Annotated in this window: 17 protein-coding genes and 1 pseudogene; 12 read left to right on the top strand and 6 right to left on the bottom strand. The window is 69.9% G+C overall.

Annotation, left to right across the window (positions count from 1 at the left end; all coding sequences use genetic code 11):
* Positions 1-78 precede the first annotated feature (78 nt).
* From trpB to ACFYVR_RS21185, 10 genes are all read left to right on the top strand, one after another.
* On the top strand, positions 79-1329 hold the full coding sequence (trpB, locus tag ACFYVR_RS21230; RefSeq protein WP_387476871.1) for a tryptophan synthase subunit beta: 1251 nt from the start codon (positions 79-81) through the stop codon (positions 1327-1329).
* Positions 1326-2129, top strand: coding sequence for a tryptophan synthase subunit alpha (gene trpA / locus ACFYVR_RS21225; RefSeq protein WP_387476816.1), 804 nt, complete (start codon positions 1326-1328; stop codon positions 2127-2129). The genes trpB and trpA overlap by 4 nt, the downstream gene beginning before the upstream one ends.
* Positions 2126-3136 (top strand): prolipoprotein diacylglyceryl transferase, encoded by a 1011-nt coding sequence (lgt, locus tag ACFYVR_RS21220; protein WP_387476814.1) that lies wholly within the window; start codon positions 2126-2128, stop codon positions 3134-3136. The genes trpA and lgt overlap by 4 nt, the downstream gene beginning before the upstream one ends.
* Complete coding sequence (locus ACFYVR_RS21215; RefSeq protein WP_387476812.1) at positions 3133-3846, top strand: TM2 domain-containing protein; 714 nt, start codon at positions 3133-3135, stop codon at positions 3844-3846. Before lgt ends, ACFYVR_RS21215 begins: the two co-directional genes overlap by 4 nt.
* 177 nt (positions 3847-4023) lie before the next feature.
* Positions 4024-8595: a glutamate synthase large subunit gene (gene gltB, locus ACFYVR_RS21210; RefSeq protein WP_387476810.1), complete on the top strand. Its 4572-nt coding sequence runs from the start codon at positions 4024-4026 to the stop codon at positions 8593-8595.
* On the top strand, positions 8588-10093 hold the full coding sequence (locus ACFYVR_RS21205; RefSeq protein ID WP_387476808.1) for a glutamate synthase subunit beta: 1506 nt from the start codon (positions 8588-8590) through the stop codon (positions 10091-10093). Before gltB ends, ACFYVR_RS21205 begins: the two co-directional genes overlap by 8 nt.
* A gap of 138 nt (positions 10094-10231) precedes the next feature.
* Positions 10232-11650, top strand: coding sequence for a pyruvate kinase (gene pyk / locus ACFYVR_RS21200; RefSeq protein ID WP_387476806.1), 1419 nt, complete (start codon positions 10232-10234; stop codon positions 11648-11650).
* Between the two features lie 17 nt (positions 11651-11667).
* Positions 11668-12582, top strand: coding sequence for an acyl-CoA thioesterase (locus ACFYVR_RS21195; protein WP_387476804.1), 915 nt, complete (start codon positions 11668-11670; stop codon positions 12580-12582).
* A 53-nt stretch (positions 12583-12635) separates the two neighbouring features.
* Positions 12636-13796, top strand: a complete 1161-nt coding sequence (locus ACFYVR_RS21190; RefSeq protein ID WP_387476802.1) for a cation:proton antiporter — start codon at positions 12636-12638, stop codon at positions 13794-13796.
* A gap of 48 nt (positions 13797-13844) precedes the next feature.
* Entirely contained in the window at positions 13845-15698 is a 1854-nt protein-coding gene (locus ACFYVR_RS21185) for an ABC transporter ATP-binding protein/permease (RefSeq protein ID WP_387476800.1), read from the top strand.
* 12 nt (positions 15699-15710) lie between these two features.
* Here the strand turns inward: ACFYVR_RS21185 and ACFYVR_RS21180 are convergent, their stop codons facing one another.
* Positions 15711-15899 (bottom strand): hypothetical protein, encoded by a 189-nt coding sequence (locus ACFYVR_RS21180; protein ID WP_387476798.1) that lies wholly within the window; start codon positions 15897-15899, stop codon positions 15711-15713.
* Between the two features lie 339 nt (positions 15900-16238).
* On the opposite strand from ACFYVR_RS21180, the gene ACFYVR_RS21175 reads away from it, so the two are divergent.
* Entirely contained in the window at positions 16239-17237 is a 999-nt protein-coding gene (locus tag ACFYVR_RS21175; protein WP_387476796.1) for an alpha/beta hydrolase, read from the top strand.
* Between the two features lie 23 nt (positions 17238-17260).
* Here ACFYVR_RS21175 and ACFYVR_RS21170 read toward each other — a convergent pair whose 3' ends face one another.
* The 5 genes from ACFYVR_RS21170 to gvpJ all read right to left on the bottom strand — a co-directional run bounded on the left by ACFYVR_RS21170 (position 17261) and on the right by gvpJ (position 19870).
* Positions 17261-17719, bottom strand: coding sequence for an SRPBCC family protein (locus ACFYVR_RS21170; RefSeq protein WP_387476794.1), 459 nt, complete (start codon positions 17717-17719; stop codon positions 17261-17263).
* Between the two features lie 80 nt (positions 17720-17799).
* Complete coding sequence (locus ACFYVR_RS21165) at positions 17800-18561, bottom strand: SDR family NAD(P)-dependent oxidoreductase (RefSeq protein ID WP_387476792.1); 762 nt, start codon at positions 18559-18561, stop codon at positions 17800-17802.
* Positions 18562-18686: 125 nt separating this feature from the next.
* A complete protein-coding gene (locus tag ACFYVR_RS21160) occupies positions 18687-18956 on the bottom strand; it encodes a hypothetical protein (RefSeq protein ID WP_387476790.1) in 270 nt (89 codons plus the stop codon).
* Between the two features lie 94 nt (positions 18957-19050).
* Positions 19051-19284: a hypothetical protein gene (locus ACFYVR_RS21155; RefSeq protein ID WP_387476788.1), complete on the bottom strand. Its 234-nt coding sequence runs from the start codon at positions 19282-19284 to the stop codon at positions 19051-19053.
* Between the two features lie 187 nt (positions 19285-19471).
* Positions 19472-19870: a gas vesicle protein GvpJ gene (gene gvpJ, locus ACFYVR_RS21150; protein ID WP_387476786.1), complete on the bottom strand. Its 399-nt coding sequence runs from the start codon at positions 19868-19870 to the stop codon at positions 19472-19474.
* A gap of 375 nt (positions 19871-20245) precedes the next feature.
* Here gvpJ and ACFYVR_RS21145 point away from each other — a divergent pair.
* A pseudogene (locus ACFYVR_RS21145) lies at positions 20246-21442 on the top strand (molybdopterin oxidoreductase family protein); the annotation flags it as partial.
* Between the last annotated feature and the right edge of the window lie 2 nt (positions 21443-21444).

Raw genomic sequence — 21444 nt, 5'->3', positions numbered from 1 at the left:
GCTCGCCCACTGAGGCAGACTGGACGGGTGACTGCAGACGATCCCGTACTTTCCGCCAAGGGGCACGGCCTGCCCCTCATGAGCGAGGCCGTGGCCGTCCCCACCGCGCACGAACCCGATGCCGGCGGACATTTCGGGGTCTTCGGTGGCCGATACCTCCCCGAGGCGTTGATGGCAGTCGTCGAAGAGGTGACCGCCGCCTACGAGAAGGAACGCAACGACCCGGGTTTCCTCGCCGAACTCGACCGTCTCCAGCGTGATTACACGGGTCGACCCTCGCCGGTCTACGAGGCGACCCGGCTCAGCGAACACGCGGGCGGCGCGCGCTTGCTCCTCAAGCGGGAAGACCTCAATCACACCGGTTCCCACAAGATCAACAACGTGCTGGGACAGGTGCTGCTCGCCAAGCGGATGGGCAAGACCCGGGTCATCGCCGAGACGGGCGCCGGTCAGCACGGCGTCGCCACCGCGACCGCCTGCGCACTCTTCGGTCTCGACTGCCTCGTCTACATGGGTGAGGTCGACACCCAGCGGCAGGCTCTGAACGTGGCGCGGATGCGACTGCTGGGCGCCGATGTCGTCGCCGCGAAGACGGGCTCACGCACACTCAAGGACGCAATCAACGAGGCGATGCGCGACTGGGTCACCAACGCCGACAGCACCTTCTACTGCTTCGGTACCGCCGCCGGTCCGCACCCGTTCCCGGCGATGGTTCGCGACTTCCAGCGCATCATCGGCCTCGAGGCGCGCGCCCAGGTTCGAGCGCTGACCGGCCGCCTGCCCGACGCCGTCGTCGCGTGCGTCGGCGGCGGGTCCAACGCGATCGGCATCTTCCATCCGTTCATCGACGACCCGTCGGTGAAGCTGGTCGGCATCGAAGCCGGCGGCGACGGCGTCGACACCGGGCGGCACGCCGCGACGATCGGCGGCGGCACGCACGGCGCGCTGCACGGCGCGTACTCGTACCTGCTGCAGGACGAGGACGGGCAGACCATCGAATCGCACTCGATCTCCGCCGGCCTGGACTATCCCGGTGTCGGACCGGAACATTCGTGGCTCGCCGACACCGGCCGCGCCGAGTACCGGTCGGCCACCGACACCGAGGCGATGGAAGCGTTCCACCTGCTGTGCCGCACCGAGGGCATCATCCCGGCGATCGAGTCCGCCCACGCGGTCGCCGGGGCGTTGCAGCTCGGCCGTGAACTCGGCGAGGGGGCGATCGTCGTGGTGAACATCTCGGGCCGCGGTGACAAGGACGTCGACACCGCAGGCAAGTGGTTCGGGTACCTGCCCGCCGACAGCACCGACACCGAAGGAGCCGCGCAGTGAGCGCCCCGCACGAACGCCTCACCGAGATCTTCACGACCTGCCGCGCCGAGAAGCGCGCCGCGCTGGTCGGCTACCTGCCGGTCGGCTATCCGACGGTCGAGAAGTCCATCGAGGCCGTCACCACGCTCGTCGAGGGCGGCTGCGACCTCGTCGAGGTCGGCATCCCCTACAGCGACCCCGTGATGGACGGCACCACGATCCAGAACGCCGCGAACGCAGCGCTCGCCGCCGGCGTGCGCGTGCGCGACGTGTTTCCGGCCGTCAAGGCCGTCACCGACGCGGGCGGCGCCGCCGTCGTCATGACGTACTGGAATCTCGTGCTCAAGTACGGGGTCGAGAACTTCGCCCGCGACCTCGCCGCCGCGGGTGGGCTCGGCATCATCACCCCCGACCTGATCCCCGACGAGGCCGCCGACTGGATCGCCGCATCCGACAAGTACGGCCTGGGCCGCATCTTCCTCGTGGCTCCGTCGTCGACCAACGAGCGGCTCGCGATGACCCTCGACCAGTGCCGCGGCTTCGTGTACGCGACGTCGACGATGGGCGTCACCGGTGCACGCGACAACGTCGACAACCGCGCGCCGGAACTGGTCGCCCGGGTGCGTGAGCACTCCGACATCCCCGTCGGCGTCGGGCTCGGTGTGCGCTCCGGCGCGCAGGCCGCGGAGATCGCGGCATACGCGGACGCCGTCATCGTCGGCTCCGCTCTGGTGACCGCGACCGCCGAGGGCCCGGACGCGGTGCGTGCGCTCACCGCCGAACTCGCCGCCGGAGTCCGTTCGGCTACCGTGGCGTCGTGACCGACGTTCTCGCCTACATCCCGAGTCCGCCGCAGGGCGTGTGGGACATCGGCCCCGTGCCGCTGCGCGCCTACGCCTTCTTCATCATCGTCGGCATCGTCGTCGCCGTGATCTGGGGTGATCGCCGCTGGGTGGCTCGGGGCGGCGAGAAGGGCACGGTACTCGACGTCGCGATCTGGGCGGTGCCGTTCGGCCTGATCGGTGGCCGGCTGTACCACGTCCTCACGGACTGGACCACGTACTTCGGTGAGGGCGGCAATCCCGGTGACGCCCTGAAGATCTGGCAGGGCGGACTCGGCATCTGGGGGGCGGTCGCGCTCGGTGCCGTCGGTGCGTGGATCGGCTGTCGTCAGCGGGGGGTGTCCCTCGCGGCGCTCGGCGACGCCATCGCTCCCGGCATCCTGCTGGCGCAGGCGATCGGCCGGATCGGCAACTGGTTCAACCAGGAGCTCTACGGCCGTGAGACGACCGTCCCGTGGGGGCTCGAGATCTATCAGCGAGTCAACGACGCCGGCCGGCTCGATCAGCTCACCGGCACCTCCAACGGGGTCGTCGAGAAGGTCGTGCACCCGACGTTCCTGTACGAACTCCTCTGGAACGTGCTGGTCGTGATCGCGCTGGTCGTCGTCGACCGCCGGTACCGGATCGGCCACGGGCGGCTGTTCGCGCTGTACGTCGCGGGCTACTGCCTCGGCCGGTTCTTCGTCGAGCTGATGCGCGACGACCACGCCACCCACATCGCGGGCATCCGGATCAACTCGTTCACGTCGGTGATCGTGTTCGTCTGCGCGGTCGCGTACTTCCTGCTCGCCACCAAGGGCCGCGAGACCCCCGCGGAGCTGCGGATCGGGAAGGCACGCGAGAAGTACCTCGCGGAGCACCCGGACGACACCGCCTCGACCGGAGGCGGGAAGTCCGGCACCCTGGAGTCCGACACCGGCACACCGGGCGCGTCGACACCGAGCGCCACGACACCGGAGACCACCACCGGGGGGACGGACTCGTGACCACGCCGAGCGACGACTGGCAGGAGCGGATCGAGAAGGGTCTGCCGTTCGACTCGACCACGCCGTACCCGACCACGCCCTCTCCGAGCACCCCGGATCCGACGGCGGGCTACCCGACGCCGGACAACCCGACCGAGGCGTACCCGACCCCGGACGATCCGCACTGGTACCCCGACCTGCCGCCTGCTCAGGGCCCGGTCTACGGCGCCCCGGGCAGCGGCCCGGCGTACGGCGCCCCCGGCTACCCCACGTCCGATCCCGAGGGCGCCCGTGCGGGCCATCCGCCGTTCGGCTTCGAGCTCGGTGAGCCGCCGCAGTACGGTCAGGCGCCGCAGTACGGTCAGCCGCGGTACGGTCAGGCGCCGCAGTACGGCGTTCCGGGCTACGGATTCGCGAGCGTCGATCCGGTCGCCCCGTACGGCCGGGACCCGCTGACCGGCGAGCCGCTGTCGGACAAGTCGAGGACCACGGGGGGACTGCTCCAGCTCCTACTGCCGTTCCTCGGCATCTGCGGTGTCGGCCGGCTGTATGTCGGCAGCACCACGATCGGCCTGATCCAGCTGCTCGGTATGTTCGTCGCGATGTTCATGTCGCTGCTGCTGATCGGGATTCCGTTCATGATCGCCTTCTGGCTGTGGTCGGTCATCGACGGGATCCTGATGCTCGTCGGCAACGTACGTGACGGCCAGGGCCGCAAGCTCCGCAGTTGACCGGGCCGATCGGACGGCGGTGCCCGAAATCAGTCCTCCTGCCTCGGGCGTTTCCGTTCTAGACTGAGCGCACCCGAGTGTGACGCTCGGTCGACTCCCACCTGTGCGCCACACCGGACGTCGTCCGCCCCATGAGCCTCGGTGCCCATGACGGTGGCCGCCCAGTGGAGGTGACCGGTGCTGTTCTCCCAGGTACCCGAGCCGCAGGGGTTGTACGACCCGGCGGCCGAAGCCGACTCCTGTGGAGTCGCCATGGTCGCCGACATTCACGGCAGACGCACCCACGACATCGTCACGGACGGACTCCTGGCGCTGGCGAACCTGGAGCATCGCGGCGCGGCCGGTGCGGAGCCGAACAGCGGTGACGGTGCCGGGATCCTGCTGCAGCTGCCGACCGAGTTGCTCGCCGCGGTCGCCGGGTTCGACCTGCCCGCCCCGGAGGGCGTCGACAACACCTACGCGGCGGGGATCTGTTTCCTGCCGCGGGACGGGGGCATGCGGGCGGAGGCGGTCGCGCGGGTGGAGGCGATCGCGGCCGAGGAGAACCTCGAGGTGCTCGGGTGGCGGGAGGTGCCGACCGACCCGGACGCCGCCGATGTGGGGTCCGGGGCGCGCGGGTGCATGCCGTACACGAGTCAGCTGTTCGTGGCGGCGCCGGCGGACGCGGACGGCCGACGCCCCGCCGGGCTGGACCTCGACCGCCTCGTGTACCCGCTGCGCAAACGCGCGGAGCAGGTCCCCGAGGACGTGAACCTCGGCGTCTACTTCCCGTCCCTGTCGGCGCGGACGATCGTCTACAAGGGCATGCTCACGGCGACCCAGCTGCCCTCGTTCTTCCCGGACCTGCGCGACGAACGGTGCCGCAGCGCGATCGCCATCGTGCACAGTCGGTTCTCCACCAACACTTTTCCGTCGTGGCCGCTGGCGCACCCGTTCCGGTTCGTGGCCCACAACGGCGAGATCAACACGGTGCGGGGCAACCGGAACCGGATGCGGGCGCGGGAGGCGATGCTCGCCACCGACCTCATCCCCGGGGATCTGCGCCGCCTCTATCCGATCTGCACGCCGGACGCGTCGGACTCGGCGTCGTTCGACGAGGTGCTCGAGTTGCTGCACCTGGGCGGGCGCAGCGTCGAGCACGCCGTGTTGATGATGGTCCCCGAGGCGTGGGAGAACGATCCGGCGATGCCGCCGGCCCGCCGCGACTTCTACCGCTATCACGCGTCGCTGATGGAACCGTGGGACGGGCCGGCGTGCGTGACGTTCACCGACGGAACCCGGGTGGGGGCGGTCCTGGACCGCAACGGACTGCGTCCGGGTCGCTGGTGGCAGACCGCCGACGGCCGCGTCGTGCTCGCCAGCGAGGCAGGCGTCCTCGACATCGCGCAGTCCCGGGTGCTGGCGAAGGGGCGCCTCGAACCGGGCCGGATGTTCCTCGTCGACACCTCCGCAGGCCGGATCGTGCCGGATCGGGAGGTCAAGGCCGACCTCGCCGCCGCGGAACCGTACGCCGAGTGGCTGTACGCGGGCCTCGTCGGGCTCGAGGAGCTGCCGGACCGGTCCCTGCCCACGCAGCCGCACGCGTCGGTGGTCCGCAGGCAGATCGAGTTCGGGTACACCGAGGAGGATCTGCGGATCCTGCTGACACCGATGGCCGCGGCGGCGGGTGAGCCGCTCGGCTCGATGGGCAGCGACACCCCGGTGGCCGTGATGTCGCAGCGGCCACGGCTGCTCTACGACTACTTCGTGGAACTGTTCGCGCAGGTGACCAACCCGCCGCTGGACGCGATCCGCGAGGAGGTCGTCACCTCCCTGAGCCGGGTGATGGGGCCCGAGCAGAATCTGCTGCAGCCCACCGCCGCGTCGTGCCGGCAGATCGTGCTGCCGTGGCCGGTGCTCGACAACCACGCGTTGAGCAGGATCGTCCACATCGACGACGAGGGTGACCATCCCGGGCTCGCGGCGACCGTGCTGCACGCGCTCTACGACGTCGACCGCGGCGGCGACGGGATGGCCGAGGCGATCGAGGACCTGCGGGCACGGGCCGGCGCCGCGATCGCCGACGGGTATCGCACGCTCGTCATCTCGGACCGCGACTCCGACCGCCACCGTGCGCCCATCCCGTCGCTGCTGGCCGTGTCCGCCGTCCACCATCATCTGATCCGGACGCGGGAGCGGACCAAGGTCGCGCTCGTCGTCGAGTCGGGTGATGCGCGCGAGGTGCACCACGTGGCGCTGCTGATCGGCTTCGGCGCCGCCGCGGTCAACCCGTACCTGGCGATGGAGACGATCGAGGACCTCGTCGCCGAGGGCGAGCTGACGGGGATCGAGTCGGCCGTCGCCGTCCGCAACCTGCTGTACGCGCTCGGCAAGGGTGTGCTGAAGGTGATGTCCAAGATGGGCATCTCGACGGTCGGTTCCTACACGGCGGCACAGGTTTTCGAGGCGATCGGTCTGGACCGTGACCTGGTGCACGAGTACTTCCGGGGTACCACCTCGTCCCTCGGCGGGGTGGGGCTGGACGTGCTCGCCGACGAGGTGCGGGCGCGGCACCGGCTCGCCCATCCGGAGAACCCGACCGATCGCGCCCACCGGCGACTCGACGTCGGCGGCGAGTACCAGTTCCGACGCGAGGGGGAACTGCACCTGTTCACCCCGGAGACGGTGTTCCTCCTCCAGCACGCCACCCGGACCGGTCGCCGTGAGGTGTTCGCCCGCTACAGCGAGGCGGTGAACGAGCTGGCCGAACAGGGCGGCGCACTGCGCGGACTGTTCCGCTTCCGGGAGGGCGCGCGACCCGCGGTGCCGCTCGACGAGGTGGAGCCGGTGAGCGCGATCGTCACCCGGTTCAACACCGGCGCAATGAGTTACGGCTCGATTTCCGCCGAGGCCCACGAGACGATGGCCGTCGCGATGAACAACCTCGGTGCGCGGTCGAATTCGGGTGAGGGAGGGGAGGATTCGGATCGGCTGCGTGATCCGAGCAGGCGCAGCGCGGTCAAGCAGGTCGCCAGCGGTCGCTTCGGCGTCACCAGCGACTACCTGATCAACGCCACCGACATCCAGATCAAGATGGCGCAGGGCGCCAAACCCGGCGAGGGCGGCCAGCTGCCCCCGTTCAAGGTGTACCCGTGGATCGCGTCCACCCGGCACTCGACGCCCGGCGTCGGGCTGATCTCCCCGCCGCCGCACCACGACATCTACTCGATCGAGGATCTGGCCCAACTGATCCACGACCTGAAGAACGCCAACGACAGTGCCCGGGTGCACGTCAAGCTGGTCAGCTCGGTCGGGGTCGGCACGGTCGCGGCCGGGGTGTCGAAGGCGCACGCGGACGTCGTGCTGATCTCGGGGCACGACGGTGGCACCGGTGCGTCACCGCTGACCTCCCTCAAACACGCGGGGGCGCCGTGGGAGATCGGCCTGGCCGACACGCAGCAGACACTGGTGCTCAACGGTCTCCGGGACCGGATCACCGTGCAGTGCGACGGCGGCATGCGCACCGGGCGGGACGTGATGGTCGCGGCGCTGCTCGGAGGTGAGGAGTTCGGCTTCTCCACGGCTCCGCTAGTCGTCGCCGGGTGCATCATGATGCGCGTCTGCCACCTCGACACCTGTCCGGTCGGGGTCGCCACCCAGAACCCGGTGCTGCGCGCCCGTTACACCGGCAAGCCCGAGTTCGTCGAGGAGTACTTCCGTTTCGTCGCCGAGGAGGTCCGCGAGCACCTGGCCCGGTTGGGTTTCCGCACTCTCGACGAGGCGATCGGACGCGCCGACCTGCTCGACACCGCGGTGGGGGTGGCGCACTGGAAGAGCCGCGGCCTGGACCTGTCGCCGATCTTCGCGATGACGACCGGCGCCGAGGGGGCCGACTCGCCGCGCCGCCGGATGCGCGACCAGGACCACGGTCTGGCGGGTGCGTTGGACCGCAGCCTGATCCAGCTGTCGGAGGGCGCGCTCGAGGACGCCCATCCGGTGCGGCTGCAGCTGCCGGTGCGCAACGTCAACCGGACGGTCGGCACCCTGCTCGGCGCCGAGGTGACGCGACGGTACGGGGCCGCCGGGCTGCCGGACGACACCGTCGTCGTCGAACTGACCGGGTCGGCCGGGCAGTCGCTCGGCGCGTTCCTCCCGCCCGGGATCACCCTGGACCTGATCGGGGACGCCAACGACTATGTCGGCAAGGGGCTTTCGGGCGGACGGATCGTGGTGCGTCCCGCGGCCGACGCGCTGTTCGAGGCGGAGGAGCAGGTGATCGCGGGCAACACCGTGCTGTACGGCGCGACGTCGGGAGAGGTGTTCCTGCGCGGCCAGGTGGGGGAGCGGTTCTCGGTTCGCAACTCCGGTGCCACCGCCGTCGTCGAGGGTGTCGGCGACCACGCCTGCGAGTACATGACCGGTGGACGCGTGGTGGTCCTCGGCCCGACCGGACGCAACCTCGCCGCGGGCATGTCCGGCGGTATCGCGTACGTGCTCGATCTCGACCCGGCGAAGGTCAACAGCGCGATGGTCACCCTCGAACCGCTCGATCCCGACGACCTGGAGTGGCTGCGGCCCGTCGTGGCCCGGCACCACGAGCGGACCGGTTCGCCGGTCGCGGCGTCGGTGCTCGCCGACTGGCCGCGCCGCAGTGGACTGTTCACCAAGGTGCTGCCCACCGACTACCGGCGGGTGCTCGAGGCGACGCGACTCGCGCGCGCCGAGGGGCGGGACGTGGACACCGCGATCATGGAGGCGGCACGTGGCTGATCCGCACGGCTTCCTGAAGGTCCGCAAGAAGGAAGCCCCGAAACGGCCCGTCACCGAGCGGGTCCACGACTGGCGGGAGGTCGGCGCCGACCAGTCTCGGCAGGAGCGCGCCCGCGGCGTCGCCGAGCAGGCGACCCGGTGCATGGACTGCGGAATCCCCTTCTGCCACTCGGGTTCCGCCGGCTGCCCGCTGGGCAACCTGATACCGGAGTGGAACGACCTGGTGCGTCGGGGCCGGTGGGAGGCGGCCGCGGACCGGTTGCACGCGACCAACAACTTCCCCGAGATCACCGGCCGCATCTGCCCGGCCCCCTGCGAGGCCGCGTGCGTGCTGTCGATCGCCGAGAACGACACCGGCGGCAGCGTCACCATCAAGCGCATCGAGCAGGCGATCGCCGACACGGCCTGGGAGGAGGGGACGGTGCCGCCGAAGCAGGCGCGGGTGTCGAGCGGGCGGACGGTCGCCGTGGTCGGGTCGGGACCGGGCGGGTTGGCCGCGGCCCAGCAGCTGACCCGCGCCGGCCACGACGTCACCGTGTTCGAACGCGACGACCGGCTCGGCGGGCTGCTGCGGTACGGCATCCCCGCGTTCAAACTGGACAAGGCGGTGATCGATCGCAGGGTGGACCAGATGCGTTCGGAGGGAACACGATTCGTCACCGACTGCGAGGTCGGGGTCGACCTGACCGTCGAGCAACTGCGGGAGCGGTTCGACGCGGTGGTCCTCGCCGTCGGTGCGCTGCGCGCCCGGGACAACACCACCGTCGAGGGCCGGAACCTGGACGGAATCCACCTGGCGATGGAACATCTCGTGCTCGCCAACCGGGAGTGCGAGGGCGACGGTGCCAGCCCGGTCACCGCGCACGGCAAGCACGTGGTGATCATCGGCGGTGGCGACACCGGCGCGGACTGCCTCGGGACCGTGCACCGGCAGGGCGCGCTGTCGGTCACCCAACTCGACTACCACCGCGAAGCTCCGGTCGTCCGCGACGAGGAACGCTCGCCGTGGCCGTCGTGGCCGATGGTGCTGCGTACGTCGCCCGCCCACGCCGAGGGGGGTGTGCGCCGGTACGAGGTTGCGGTGCAACGATTCCTGGGTGACGACGGCGGTCGGGTGCGGTCGATGGTGCTGGCCGAGGTCCGCGTCACCCGCGACGAGCAGGGTCGCAGGCACATCTCGCCGATCGGCGAGGAGGTCGAGCTGCCCTGCGATCTCGCGCTGATCGCGATCGGTTTCGACGGCGTCGAGCACGAGGCGCTCCTCGACGGGCTCGGGTTGACACTGACGCCGCGAGGTGTGCTCTCGTGTGGGCCCGACTGGCAGACCGCGGCGCCCGGGGTCTTCGTGTGCGGCGACGCACACCGGGGCGCCTCGCTCGTGGTGTGGGCGATTGCCGAGGGCAGATCGGTCGCCCGCGCCGTCGACGTGTTCCTCACCGGGCACTCGGACCTGCCGTCGCCGGTGCACCCGACCGCCCTTCCGCTCGAAGTTCTGTGATCCGGCAGGGAACGGTCGCCGACATCGGCGTGAACGGACGGTCGACGACGGGATTCGTGCATTTTGTTCACAGAGTTGTGAACGGATTCGCGGGGGTGCGAATGGCTCTGAATCGGTTCACATACTAGGCTCGTCGTCGTGACTCGACGGACAAAGATTGTGTGCACCCTGGGCCCTGCGGTCGCGACCGCGGAACGGATTCGCGAGCTCGTCGAGAGCGGCATGGACGTCGCCCGGCTCAACTTCAGCCACGGCGAACACGCCGACCACGAACACAACTACCGCCTGGTGCGGGAGGCCTCCGACGCCACCGGCAAGGCCGTCGGCATCCTGGCCGACCTGCAGGGCCCGAAGATTCGGCTCGGACGCTTCACCACGGGAAGCACCGTGTGGGAGAACGGCGAAGAGGTCCGGATCACCGTCGACGACGTCGAAGGAACCCACGACCGCGTCTCGACGACGTACAAGGAACTCGCGCAGGACGCCAAGGCCGGCGACCGCCTCCTCGTCGACGACGGCAAGGTCGGCCTCGAGGTGCTCGGCGTCGACGGCAACGACGTCGTGTGCCGCGTCACCGAGGGCGGACCGGTGAGCAACAACAAGGGCGTCTCCCTGCCCGGCATGAACGTCTCGGTTCCGGCCTTGTCCGAGAAGGACATCGAGGACCTCGAGTTCGCGTTGCAGCTCGGTGTCGACTTCATCGCGCTGTCCTTCGTGCGTTCGCCCGCGGACGTCGAACTGGTCCACGCGGTGATGGACCGGGTCGGCCGGCGCATCCCGGTGATCGCGAAGCTCGAGAAGCCGGAGGCGATCGAGGCCCTCGAGGCGGTCGTGCTGGCCTTCGACGCGGTCATGGTCGCCCGCGGCGACCTCGGCGTCGAGTTGCCGCTCGAGCAGGTGCCGCTGGTGCAGAAGCGGGCCATCCAGATCGCACGCGAGAACGCCAAGCCGGTGATCGTGGCGACGCAGATGCTCGACTCGATGATCGAGAACTCCCGCCCCACCCGCGCCGAGGCCTCCGACGTGGCGAACGCGGTCCTCGACGGCGCCGACGCGGTGATGCTGTCCGGCGAGACCTCCGTCGGCAAGTACCCGATCGAGACCGTCGAGACGATGGCCCGCATCGTCGAGGCCGTCGAGACGGAGTCGACCCGGGTGCCCCCGCTCACCCACGTCCCCCGCACCAAGCGGGGCGTGATCTCCTACGCGGCCCGCGACATCGGCGAGCGCCTCGACGCGAAGGCCCTCGTCGCGTTCACCCAGTCCGGTGACACCGTCCGCCGCCTCGCGCGCCTGCACACCCCGCTGCCGCTGCTCGCGTTCACACCGCTGCCCGAGGTGCGCAGCCAGCTGGCCCTGACGTGGGGCACCGAGACGTTCCTGGTGCCGCCGGTCTCGACGACCGACGTCATGATCGGCCAGGTCGACAACGCGTTGCTGTCCCTCGGCCGGTACAACAAGGGCGATCTCGTCGTGATCGTGGCCGGATCCCCGCCCGGCACCGTAGGCTCCACCAATCTGATCCACGTCCACCGGATCGGAGAAGAGGACCACTAGACAGGAGACACGCCCAGGTGAACGAAGCGGCGGCCGGGAACACGGCGGCACGTTCGGGGGAGCGCGCCGAGGACCTCGAGACCCTGCTCGGTCTGCTCGACCTCGAACAGACCGGCGAGGACACGTTCCTCGGCACCCACCCGACCGGACGGCAACTCGGCAGCCGCACGTTCGGCGGGCAACTCGTCGCGCAGTCGATGATCGCCGCAGGCCGCACCGTCGACGGCAGCCGGCCGCTGCACGCGGTCAACGTCCACTTCATCCGGGGCGGCGACGTCAAGGCACCCATCGAGTACCGCGTGCAGCGGTTCCGGGACGGGCGGGCGCTGGCGAACCGGCAGGTGACCGCGTACCAGGACGGGCGTGAACTGTGTGTCGCGCTCGCCGGCTTCCAGGAACACGGCCGCGGACTCGAACACGGCGTGCCGCTGCCGGACGTGCCGGACCCGGAGACCCTGGTGCCGATCGGCGAACGTCTGGTCGGCTTCGAGGAGACACTGCCGCACTTCGTCTCGGCGCTGCGGCCGATCGACATGCGGTACGCCAACGACCCGGCCTGGATCCTCAAGGGCAGCGGCGAGAAGCTCGGCCACAACCGGGTCTGGATGCGCACCGACGGTCCGCTGCCGGACGATCCGCAACTGCACGTCGCGGCGATGGCCTACGGGTCGGACACCACGGTGCTCGACTCGATCATCACCACGCACGGGCTGTCCTGGGGACTGGACCGGATCGTCGCGGCCACCGTCAACCACTCGATGTGGTTCCACCGGCCGTTCCGCTTCGACGACTGGGCGCTGTACGCGACCGAGTCGCCGGTCGCCGCCGGATCCCGCGGCCTGGCGACCGGACGATTCTTCTCCCGTGACGGAGAATTGCTCGCGACAGTCGTGCAGGAAGGGATGATCCGGCACTTCCCGAAACGGCGCTGACGGCGCCCGCGAGGTGACCGGGCCGTGAGGCACCGGTCGGAAGGGCGGCGCCGATGGGATTCGGGACGCTCGCGGTGGTGTCGGTGGTCGCACTGCTCGGTCCCCTGCTCGCCTACCGCCGGCGGTGGAATCTTCCGGTCGTGCTCGGGGAACTCGCGGCAGGCGCGCTGATCGGGGTCAGCGGATTCCACCTCGTCGACCCGGACGACTCGACGTTCGCGTTCCTCGCCGACATCGGGTTCGCGTTGGTGATGTTCGTCGCCGGCACCCACGTTCCGATGCGGGACACGGCGATCCGGCCGGCGTTGCGGCGCGGCGCGGCCCGCGCGGTCGCCGTCGGTGTCGCCGCGGTTCCCGTCGGAATCGCCCTGGCCGCCGTGTTCGGCACCGGGAAGGCCGGCCTGTACTCGGTTCTCGTCGCCTCGTCGTCCGCGGCGTTGGTGCTGCCGATCGTCGACTCGCTGCGGCTGGCCGGCCGGCCGGTGGTGGAGACGGTGGCTCAGGTCGCGATCGCCGACACGGTGTGCATCGTCGCCCTGCCGCTCGTGATCGATCCCGGTCGCGCAGCCCGCGCCGCGGTGGGTGCGGTGGTCGTCGCCGCGGGTGCCGCGCTGGTGTACCTGGCGTTCCGGTGGTTCGTGAGAACCGGTCTGCAGGACCGGTCGCACAGGATCTCCGAGGAGCGCGGCTTCGCTCTGGAGCTGCGGGTGAACCTCGCGCTGCTGTTCGGGCTCGCCGCGCTCGCCACCTGGACCCACGTGTCGATCATGCTGGCGGGATTCGGCCTCGGTCTCGCGCTGTCGGCGGTGGGGGAGCCGCGCAGGCTGGCACGGCAGCTGTTCGGGTTGACCGAGGGCTTCCTCGGACCGTTGTTCTTCGTGTGGCTCGGCGCGTCGCTGGATCTGCGTGCGCTCGCCCTGCACCCGTCGTACATCGGTCTCGGCCTGGCCCTCGGGCTGTCCGCGTTGGTGGTGCACGGGCTCGCCCGGCTGCTCGGCCAGCCGATGCCGCTGGCCGCCCTCGCCGCGGCCCAGCTCGGAATTCCGGTGGCCGCCGCGACGATCGGCACCCAACTCGGCCTGTTCGAGGAGGGTGAGGCCCCGGCGCTGCTGCTCGGTGCGCTGGTGACGATCGGAATCGCCGCGGTCGCCGGGGGTCTCGCGGTGCGCCGCGGTCTGGTCGAGACCCGGGACCACCCCGCACGGCCGAGGTGACGGCGGTAGAATTCGCGCACTTCCCACCGCCGGCTCAAGGGGTCGCGAATGTCCGAATCATCCGTGCTGGACTGGAATCACGAGCTCTTCGCGAGCGTGAAGTGGACCCTGGAGGCGTTCGGCATCTCGGCGGTGTGTTTCCTGCTCGCCGCCGTCGTGCTCATCCGCACGACCCGGTGGGGCCGCCAGTTCTGGCGGATCAGCGGCGCCTACTTCACCGGCCGCGACAGCGCGCCGGTGTGGGCGCTGGTCGCGCTGGTGCTGTTCATGACGGTGTTCGCGGTGCGGATGACCGTGCTGTTCTCCTACCAGGGCAACGAGATGTACACCGCGTTGCAGTACGGGGCGCAGGCGTTCGCGCAGGGGGACGCGCCCGCTCTCGACGCCGCCGAGTCGGCGTTCTGGAAGAGCCTGGTGATCTTCGGCATCCTCGCCACCATCCACGTCGCCCGGTCGCTGCTCGACTTCTACATCGGGCAGGCCTTCGACATCAGGTGGCGGCGCTGGCTCACCGATCACATCACCACCGACTGGTTGCACGGTCGCGCCTTCTACCGGAGTCGCTTCGTCGACGCGACGATCGACAATCCCGACCAGCGGATCCAGCAGGACATCACCGATTTCGTGCAGATCTCACGGTCGCTGTCGATGGGGGCCGTCGGGGCGCTGGTGTCGTTGGTGTCGTTCACGAAGATCCTCTGGGACCTGTCGGGTCCGATGACGATCTTCGGCACGGAGGTTCCCCGTGCCATGGTGTTCCTGGTGTTCGCGTACGTCCTCCTCTCGACGATCGTCGCCTTCTGGCTCGGCCGGCCGCTGATCCAGTTGAACTTCTGGAACGAACGCCTCACCGCCAACTTCCGCTACGCCCTGGTGCGGGTCCGAGACGGTGCCGAGAACGTCGCGTTCTACCGCGGTGAGGGAGTCGAACGCCGCGGCCTGCTCGCACGCTTCGCCGCCGTGCTGCGCAACTACTGGCAAATCGTTTTCCGCACATTGAAGTTCAACGGTTGGAACCTTGTCGTCAACCAGATCGCGGTGGTGTTCCCGATCCTGATCCAGGCCCCGCGGTTCTTCGCCGGCACCATCACACTCGGCGACGTCACCCAGTCCGCCACCGCGTTCGGACAGGTGCACGACTCGCTGTCGTTCTTCCGCGAGTCCTACGACACGTTCGCCGGGTACCGCGCCAGCCTGATCCGACTCGACGGACTGCAGAGGGCCAACCGGACCTCGCGTGACCTGCCGACACTCGACACGCTCGACCTCGACGGTGCGCTCGAACTCGACGGGGTGAACGTGCGGACCCCGGACGGGGTACCGCTCGTCACCGGCCTCGACCTGACGATGGCGCCCGGCGATGCGATGGTCGTCAAGGGCCGCTCCGGCAGCGGCAAGACCACCCTGCTGCGCAGTCTCGCGCAGATGTGGCCGTACACCGAGGGACGGATCCACAGGCCCGCCGGGCGCGAGACGCTGTTCCTGTCGCAGATGCCGTACCTGCCGCTCGGCGACCTGCGGACCGCGGTCGCCTATCCGGGGACGGCCGACGATCTCGACGACGACGCGATCATCGACGCGCTGCGCAAGGTTGCGCTCGGCAATCTCGTGGGCCGCCTGGACGAGGAGCAGGACTGGGCCAAGATCCTGTCCCCGGGCGAGCAGCAGCGCATCGCCTTCGCCCGGATCCTGCTGCTCCGACCGCAATTGGTGTTCCTCGACGAGGCGACGTCGGCGGTGGACGAGGGGCTCGAGTACACGCTGTACGACCTGATCCGCACCGAGGTCCCCGAGTGCATGCTGTTCAGCGTCAGCCACCGCAGCACCGTCGACCAGCACCACACCCGTCAGCTCGAACTGACCGGCGACGGACAGTGGGAACTGTCGACGGTGTCCGTGTGAGCGGTCACGGCGTCAGGGCCGCCAGCCGGCAGGCATGTGCTCGTCGGCGAACGCGAGCTTGATCCGGATCAGTTCGGACCGGTTCGGCCTGCCCGACTTCATCAGCAGACCCTCTCGGACGGCCTGCTCGTCGTACAGTTCGATCCGGTCCGCGTCCATCTTCACGCCGACCAGCGGCCGGACCGGCCCCGGTCTAGGCATCGTCGGTGCCTGTCTGCTCTGCCGCGCACATCTGTGACCTCCCCGAAGATCCACCAGCGTCGTCCGAGAACGGGTGACGGTTCGTCGTCGGTTCTGTCCGTTCCCACCATGCTGGCAAGCAGGGTAGCGAACCGGCCCGACCGGATTGTCGGTTCGGCCGGATTCACTGGACATGTGTCCGAACGCACACTCGGCGATGCCGCCGCCGTCGATCACGATTCGGTGTCGGATAACGATTGCGCGGAGCCGCAACAGGCTTCGGGGCTGCGGAATACCGTGGGACGGACGGTGTGACACCCTCACGGAGCGCGGGACCGATGTGACGGAGGTCGATCTGACATGCGGGAACTCGACCGGGGGCCGAAGCGGGGGAGGACGGCTCGCAGCATCAACGGTCTCGTGATCCTCGTCGTGGCCGTGGTGCTCCTGCCCCTCGCCGTCGCGGCTGGTGTGGCGGCGCCGGCCGCGGCCGATCCCTATTCGCGGTTGCGCGAGGCGTGGGTGCCCGCGCCCGGCGGTGTGGGGCACATCAAGGTCCGGACGTGGTTGGCCGCCAACGGCAGTGACCGCAGCGTCTACCTGCTCGACGGACTGCGCGCGCCCACCGACCTCAGCGACTGGGAGCACGAGACGAACGCCGCGTGGCTGTCCGACCACGGCGTCAACGTCGTCGAACCCGTCGGCGGGACGGCCAGCTTCTACAGCGACTGGTACTTCCCGAACAACTTCACCGACCAGCCCTACACCTACACCTGGGAGTCCTTCCTCACCGAGAACCTGCCCGACTTCCTGGCCGCGAACTACGGACTGAGCCGGTCCCGCAACGCGGTCGTGGGACTGTCGATGGGCGGCAACGCCGCGTTGATCCTGGCGTCGCGGCACCGTGACCAGTTCGCGTTCGCCGGGGCGCTGTCCGGCTACCTGAACCTCTCGGCACCGGGCATGCGGGAGGCGATCCGGATCGCGATGCTCGACGCCGGTCTGTACAACGCGGACTGCATGTGGGGTCCGCCGTGGGATCCGGCCTGGCTCCACCACGACCCGTTCGTCCAGGCCGAAGGGCTGCGGGGACTGCCGATGTGGGTGTCGGCGGGCAGCGGTCTGCCGGGTGTGCACACCCGCCCGACCGCCCCGATCGACTTCTGGAACACGTCCGTCGGAATGGGACTCGAGGCACTGTCGCTGGCGCAGACCCGCGCCTTCCAGGTGCGGTTGGCGACGATGGGTGTCGACACCGCCCACTTCGAGTTCCCGGCCACCGGCATCCACGCCTGGCCGTACTGGCAGGAGCAACTGTGGGCGATGCTGCCGATGATGAAGGGTGCGATCGGTGCGTGAGCGCCCCTGTCGGCCGGATCCGCCTAACCGGTTTCCGCGCGTGCGGCGATGTCACGCAGGTCCGCCGCGATCGCCTTCCTCGTGAACCGCATGGCGAGCCGCCCGACGGTGGCCGCGAGCAGACGATTGAACGCGGAGCTTCCGGCGTCCGCGGAGAACGTCATGGTCAGGTCGGTCCCGGCTGCGGCGGGAGCGAGGGTGAACACCGTCGTGTAGTCGGTGCCCGCGGACCGCGCCTTGACCACGGTCCGCCGGTTCGGATCGACCTCCGCCACCCACATCTCCTCGGTGGCCTCCCGCCCGAACATCGTCCGGGTCTCGCGCCACCGGGTGCCCACCTCGTACCCGGCGCCCGAGATCCGCTCGATCCGGGTGACCCCGGTGAGCGTCCGCGCGGCATTGTCGATGTCGGTGAGCACGGCCCACACCCGATCGGGGGACGCGGCGACCTGCCGCCGCACACTGATCCTGCCGGTTGGCACGATGACTGCCTCTCTCGTGTGCGGGCCGGGGAGGGTGTGCTCGAAGTGTGGCACGCGTCGGTGCCGGACGACGGATGACGTCAGGTGATGGTGAAGCCGCCGTCGACGGGGATGGTCTGCCCGGTGACGTAGCCGCCCGCGTCGGACGCCAGCCAGACCAGCGTTGCGGCCAGTTCGGCCGGGTCGCCGGTACGTCCGAGAACGATCCGCGACGCCTGACTGTCGAGGTAGCCGTCCTGGTAGTTGTCGGTCATCTCCGACTCGAAGAAGCCGGGGGCGAGCGCGTTGACCCGGATCCCCTTCCGGGAACCCCACTGCTGCGCGAGGTCGCGGGTGAGGCCGACGACGGCGGCTTTGCTGGCGCTGTACGCCGCCTGTGGCAGCTGTGCTGTGGTCAGTCCCAGGACGCTGGCGATGTTGACGATCGAGCTGCCCGGCTGCATCACCCTGCCGCAGGCCTGTGCGCACCAGTAGGAGCCGCTCAGGTTGATGTCGATCACCGACCGGAACTGCTCCGGGGTCTCCCGGGTTGCCGGGACGGCGGTGCCGACGCCCGCGTTGTTGACCAGGACGTCGACGCGGCCGAACTCGGCCACAGCGGCGTCGACCATCGCCTGGCACTGCTCGGGGGAGGCGACGTCCGTGGCCACGGTCAGTGCCCGTCGACCCGTGTCCCGGACCAGCTTCGCGGTGTCCTCGAGCCGATCGGTCCGACGCGCGGCGAGCACGACGTCGGCGCCGGCCTCGGCGGCGGCCTGGGCGAACGCCACACCCAACCCGGAGGACGCGCCGGTAACGATGACGACCCGGTCGTCGAGACGGAACTTGTCGAGCACGGACATGTATCCACCTTCTTCTGTGTGAACCGAAGCTTGTGTCAACGGAAGCTTCCCACTGCCAACCACTTCTGGTTGCGGGACGGCGGGGCACCACACCGACTCTCGTTCGGACCGACGGAACTCGGGCCTCAGCTCGGCAGCCGGTCCTCGAGCGTCCGGGTGAGGATCTCGAGCGCCAGGTTCCAGCCGTCGGCGACGGCCGGTGTGAGGGTGATGCCGAAGTCGGCCAGTGCGGGCCCGGCGAGATTGCCGATCTCGTCGGGCCCGACGCGCGTCTGGGCCAGGGCGACGATGTCGAGCAGCAGCCGCACCCGGTCGTCGTCGCCCATCGGCAGGCAGGCGCGCGCGGCGAGAGATTCCGGCTCGGACGTCGGCCGGCTGCCTCGGGTGCTGGTCATGAGTTCCACGCTATCGCGCGCCGCCGGGCAGGCCCGTCGGTGTCGACCGCGTGCGCGGCGGGGTTGCGGTGGCGACCCCGACGCCGTCGCGGCCTCATGCGAGGCAGATCGGGAAGATGATGTTCGGTCCGAACACCGGGATGAGCCCCACCGGGGCACAGGCGAGCAGCGCGGCGATCGGGTCCTGGTGCTGGCCGATCAGCACCACCGGATGCACGGCTGGGAACGTGCTCGCCGGGGCCGGCTCGGCGGCGGCAGCACCGGGTGCGAGCAGGATCGCGGGTGCGAGCGCGGCCGTGGCCAACGTGGTGCGGACGATGGTGTTCATGGCGGCCTCCTCGGATGTACGCCGACGCACATCCGCCGGACCGGCCCCGGCTCCGACGCTGCGCCGCCCTTCCACAGTGCGCCGGTGTGGGGCGGAAAACAACCCGCAAACGCGCTGGTCGTGGTTGCGTGTGGCGCCGCGGAGGTCGCGGTCTCGGGCGGGTGCCCGGTGCCGCCGACAGGTGCGGTCATCGCCGCCTTCGCCCGGGCGACCCCTCGGCCTGCCGGCGCTTGTCCTGGACCTCGCCGAGGAAGTCCGCGACCTTCTCGCCGGCGGACTCGAGCGCTCCTTTCGTCTTGTGTTTCGCGCCGCCCTCGACGAGGTCACCGACCAGACCGGGCAGGCCGACGGGCTGGCTCTTGGAGATCTCGAGCCGGTTCGCCGCTTCGGCGAACCTCAGGTAGGTGTCGACGCTGGCGATGACCACGCGGGCGTCGATCGTCACCAGCTCGATGCCGACGAGCGAGACGCGCACGAACGCGTCGATCACCAGTCCCTTGTCGAGGATCGTGTCGATGACGTCGGCCAGGCCGGACGAACTCGGCCGTCCGAGTCCTCCGCCGCCGCTCGGTGTCGCAATGGTCATCGTCGAGCCTCCTGCCTGTACCGTGTCCGCTTCCTGGGCGGGGCTACGCGCGGACTCGCGCCCTGGACTACCCCCGAGCCCGAGCTCGAAACGTAGGCGCCGGAGAAGGACCGCCACTGTCCGGCATCGCCGAGGTGCGTTTTCCCACGGCCGGTTTCGGGTAGTCGACCGCCCGACGGGTGTCCTGCCCGGGTGTGAAGCGCCGCTCGGCGAGGCCGGGCGAGTCGACGGCTCAGCGCCGACTCGACGGCGCCCGGACCACGTCGGAAGGGATGGCACCTCCCCGGACCGGCTGACGCAGCCGCTGGTGCGGATTGACGGGCGGCTGGTCGAAACGGATTGGGACACCGCGATGGAGCGCGTGGTGGCGCACAGTCGGTCGCTGCGGCGCCGCTGCCCGGAACGAACGTGGCGGTGATGAACGCGCTGTTGCACGAGGTGATCCGCAACGACTGGATCGACCACCGGTACCTCGACGACCACACCGTCGGATCCGACGACCTGCGCGCGCTGGTGGAGGACTGTCCACCCGAGGAGGTCTTCGGGCTGTGCGGGATCGAAGCCGAGGATCTGCGACGGGCCGCCCGGCTGCCCGGCACCGCCACCGCGCTCGTGTCGACGGTGCTGCAGGGCTTCTACCAGTCGCATCAGGCCACGGCGGCAGCAGTGCAGCGACCACGACGGCAACCCGGTTCCCCAGTGGCGCGATGCCGAATCCGCGTTCGAGGCGTGGAAACGGTGCAGTGTCGGGCGGCCCTGCGACTACACCGGATTGACGTACGACCGGCTGAGAGGGGGTAGCGGCATACAGTGGCCGTGCACCGCGGAGCGCCCCGACGGCACCGAACGCCTCTACGTCGACGGCCATTTCCCGACTGCCCCGGACCACTGCGAGACATACGGGAAGGACCTCGTCACGGGCACCCCGACGGAACCGGACGAGTATCGGGCACGGAATCCGGGGGAAGGGCGATGATCAAGGCAGCCCGGTATCTCGCACCCCGTGAACAGCCTTCGGACGAGTTTCCCTTCCACCTCGTCACCGGTCGCACGCTCTGTCACTTCCACACCCGGACGAAGACGGGACGAGTGAGCCAGCTCGCGGGCGCCGCACCTCAGGTGTGGGTGGAGGTGTCGCGAGCGGATGCGCTCGACCTCGGCCTCACCGAGGGTGACCCGGTTCGGGTCACCTCGCCGCGAGGGACGCTGACCGCGAAGACGCGGGCCACCGCCATCCGGGCCGGTGTCGTGTTCGTTCCGTTCCACTACGGCTACTGGGACACCGGTGACGGGACGGGCGACGACCACGAGCGGGCGGCGAACGAACTGACCGTCACCGACTGGGATCCGGCTTCCAAGCAGCCGCTGTTCAAGGCCTCGGCGGCGCGGGTGACCCGCATCGGCTCCGCGGACGGCCCGTCTGCCGCGCCGACGACGACGGCCTCCGCCCCCGTCGGTCCCGGCATCCGTCCGACCGTCGGGGGTCCCGACGCGATGGTCGCTCAAACAGTCTCGGTGACAACATCTTTCGACGCCATCGACGCCATCGACGCCGCGGGGGAGCAGCTCTGAAA

The sequence above is a fragment of the Rhodococcus sp. NPDC003318 genome, from assembly GCF_042879035.1.
In the GTDB taxonomy this organism is placed as follows: Bacteria; Actinomycetota; Actinomycetes; order Mycobacteriales; family Mycobacteriaceae; genus Rhodococcus_G.
Note: the sequence above shows the minus strand (reverse complement) of the source record. Positions and strands in the feature narration are given on the sequence as shown.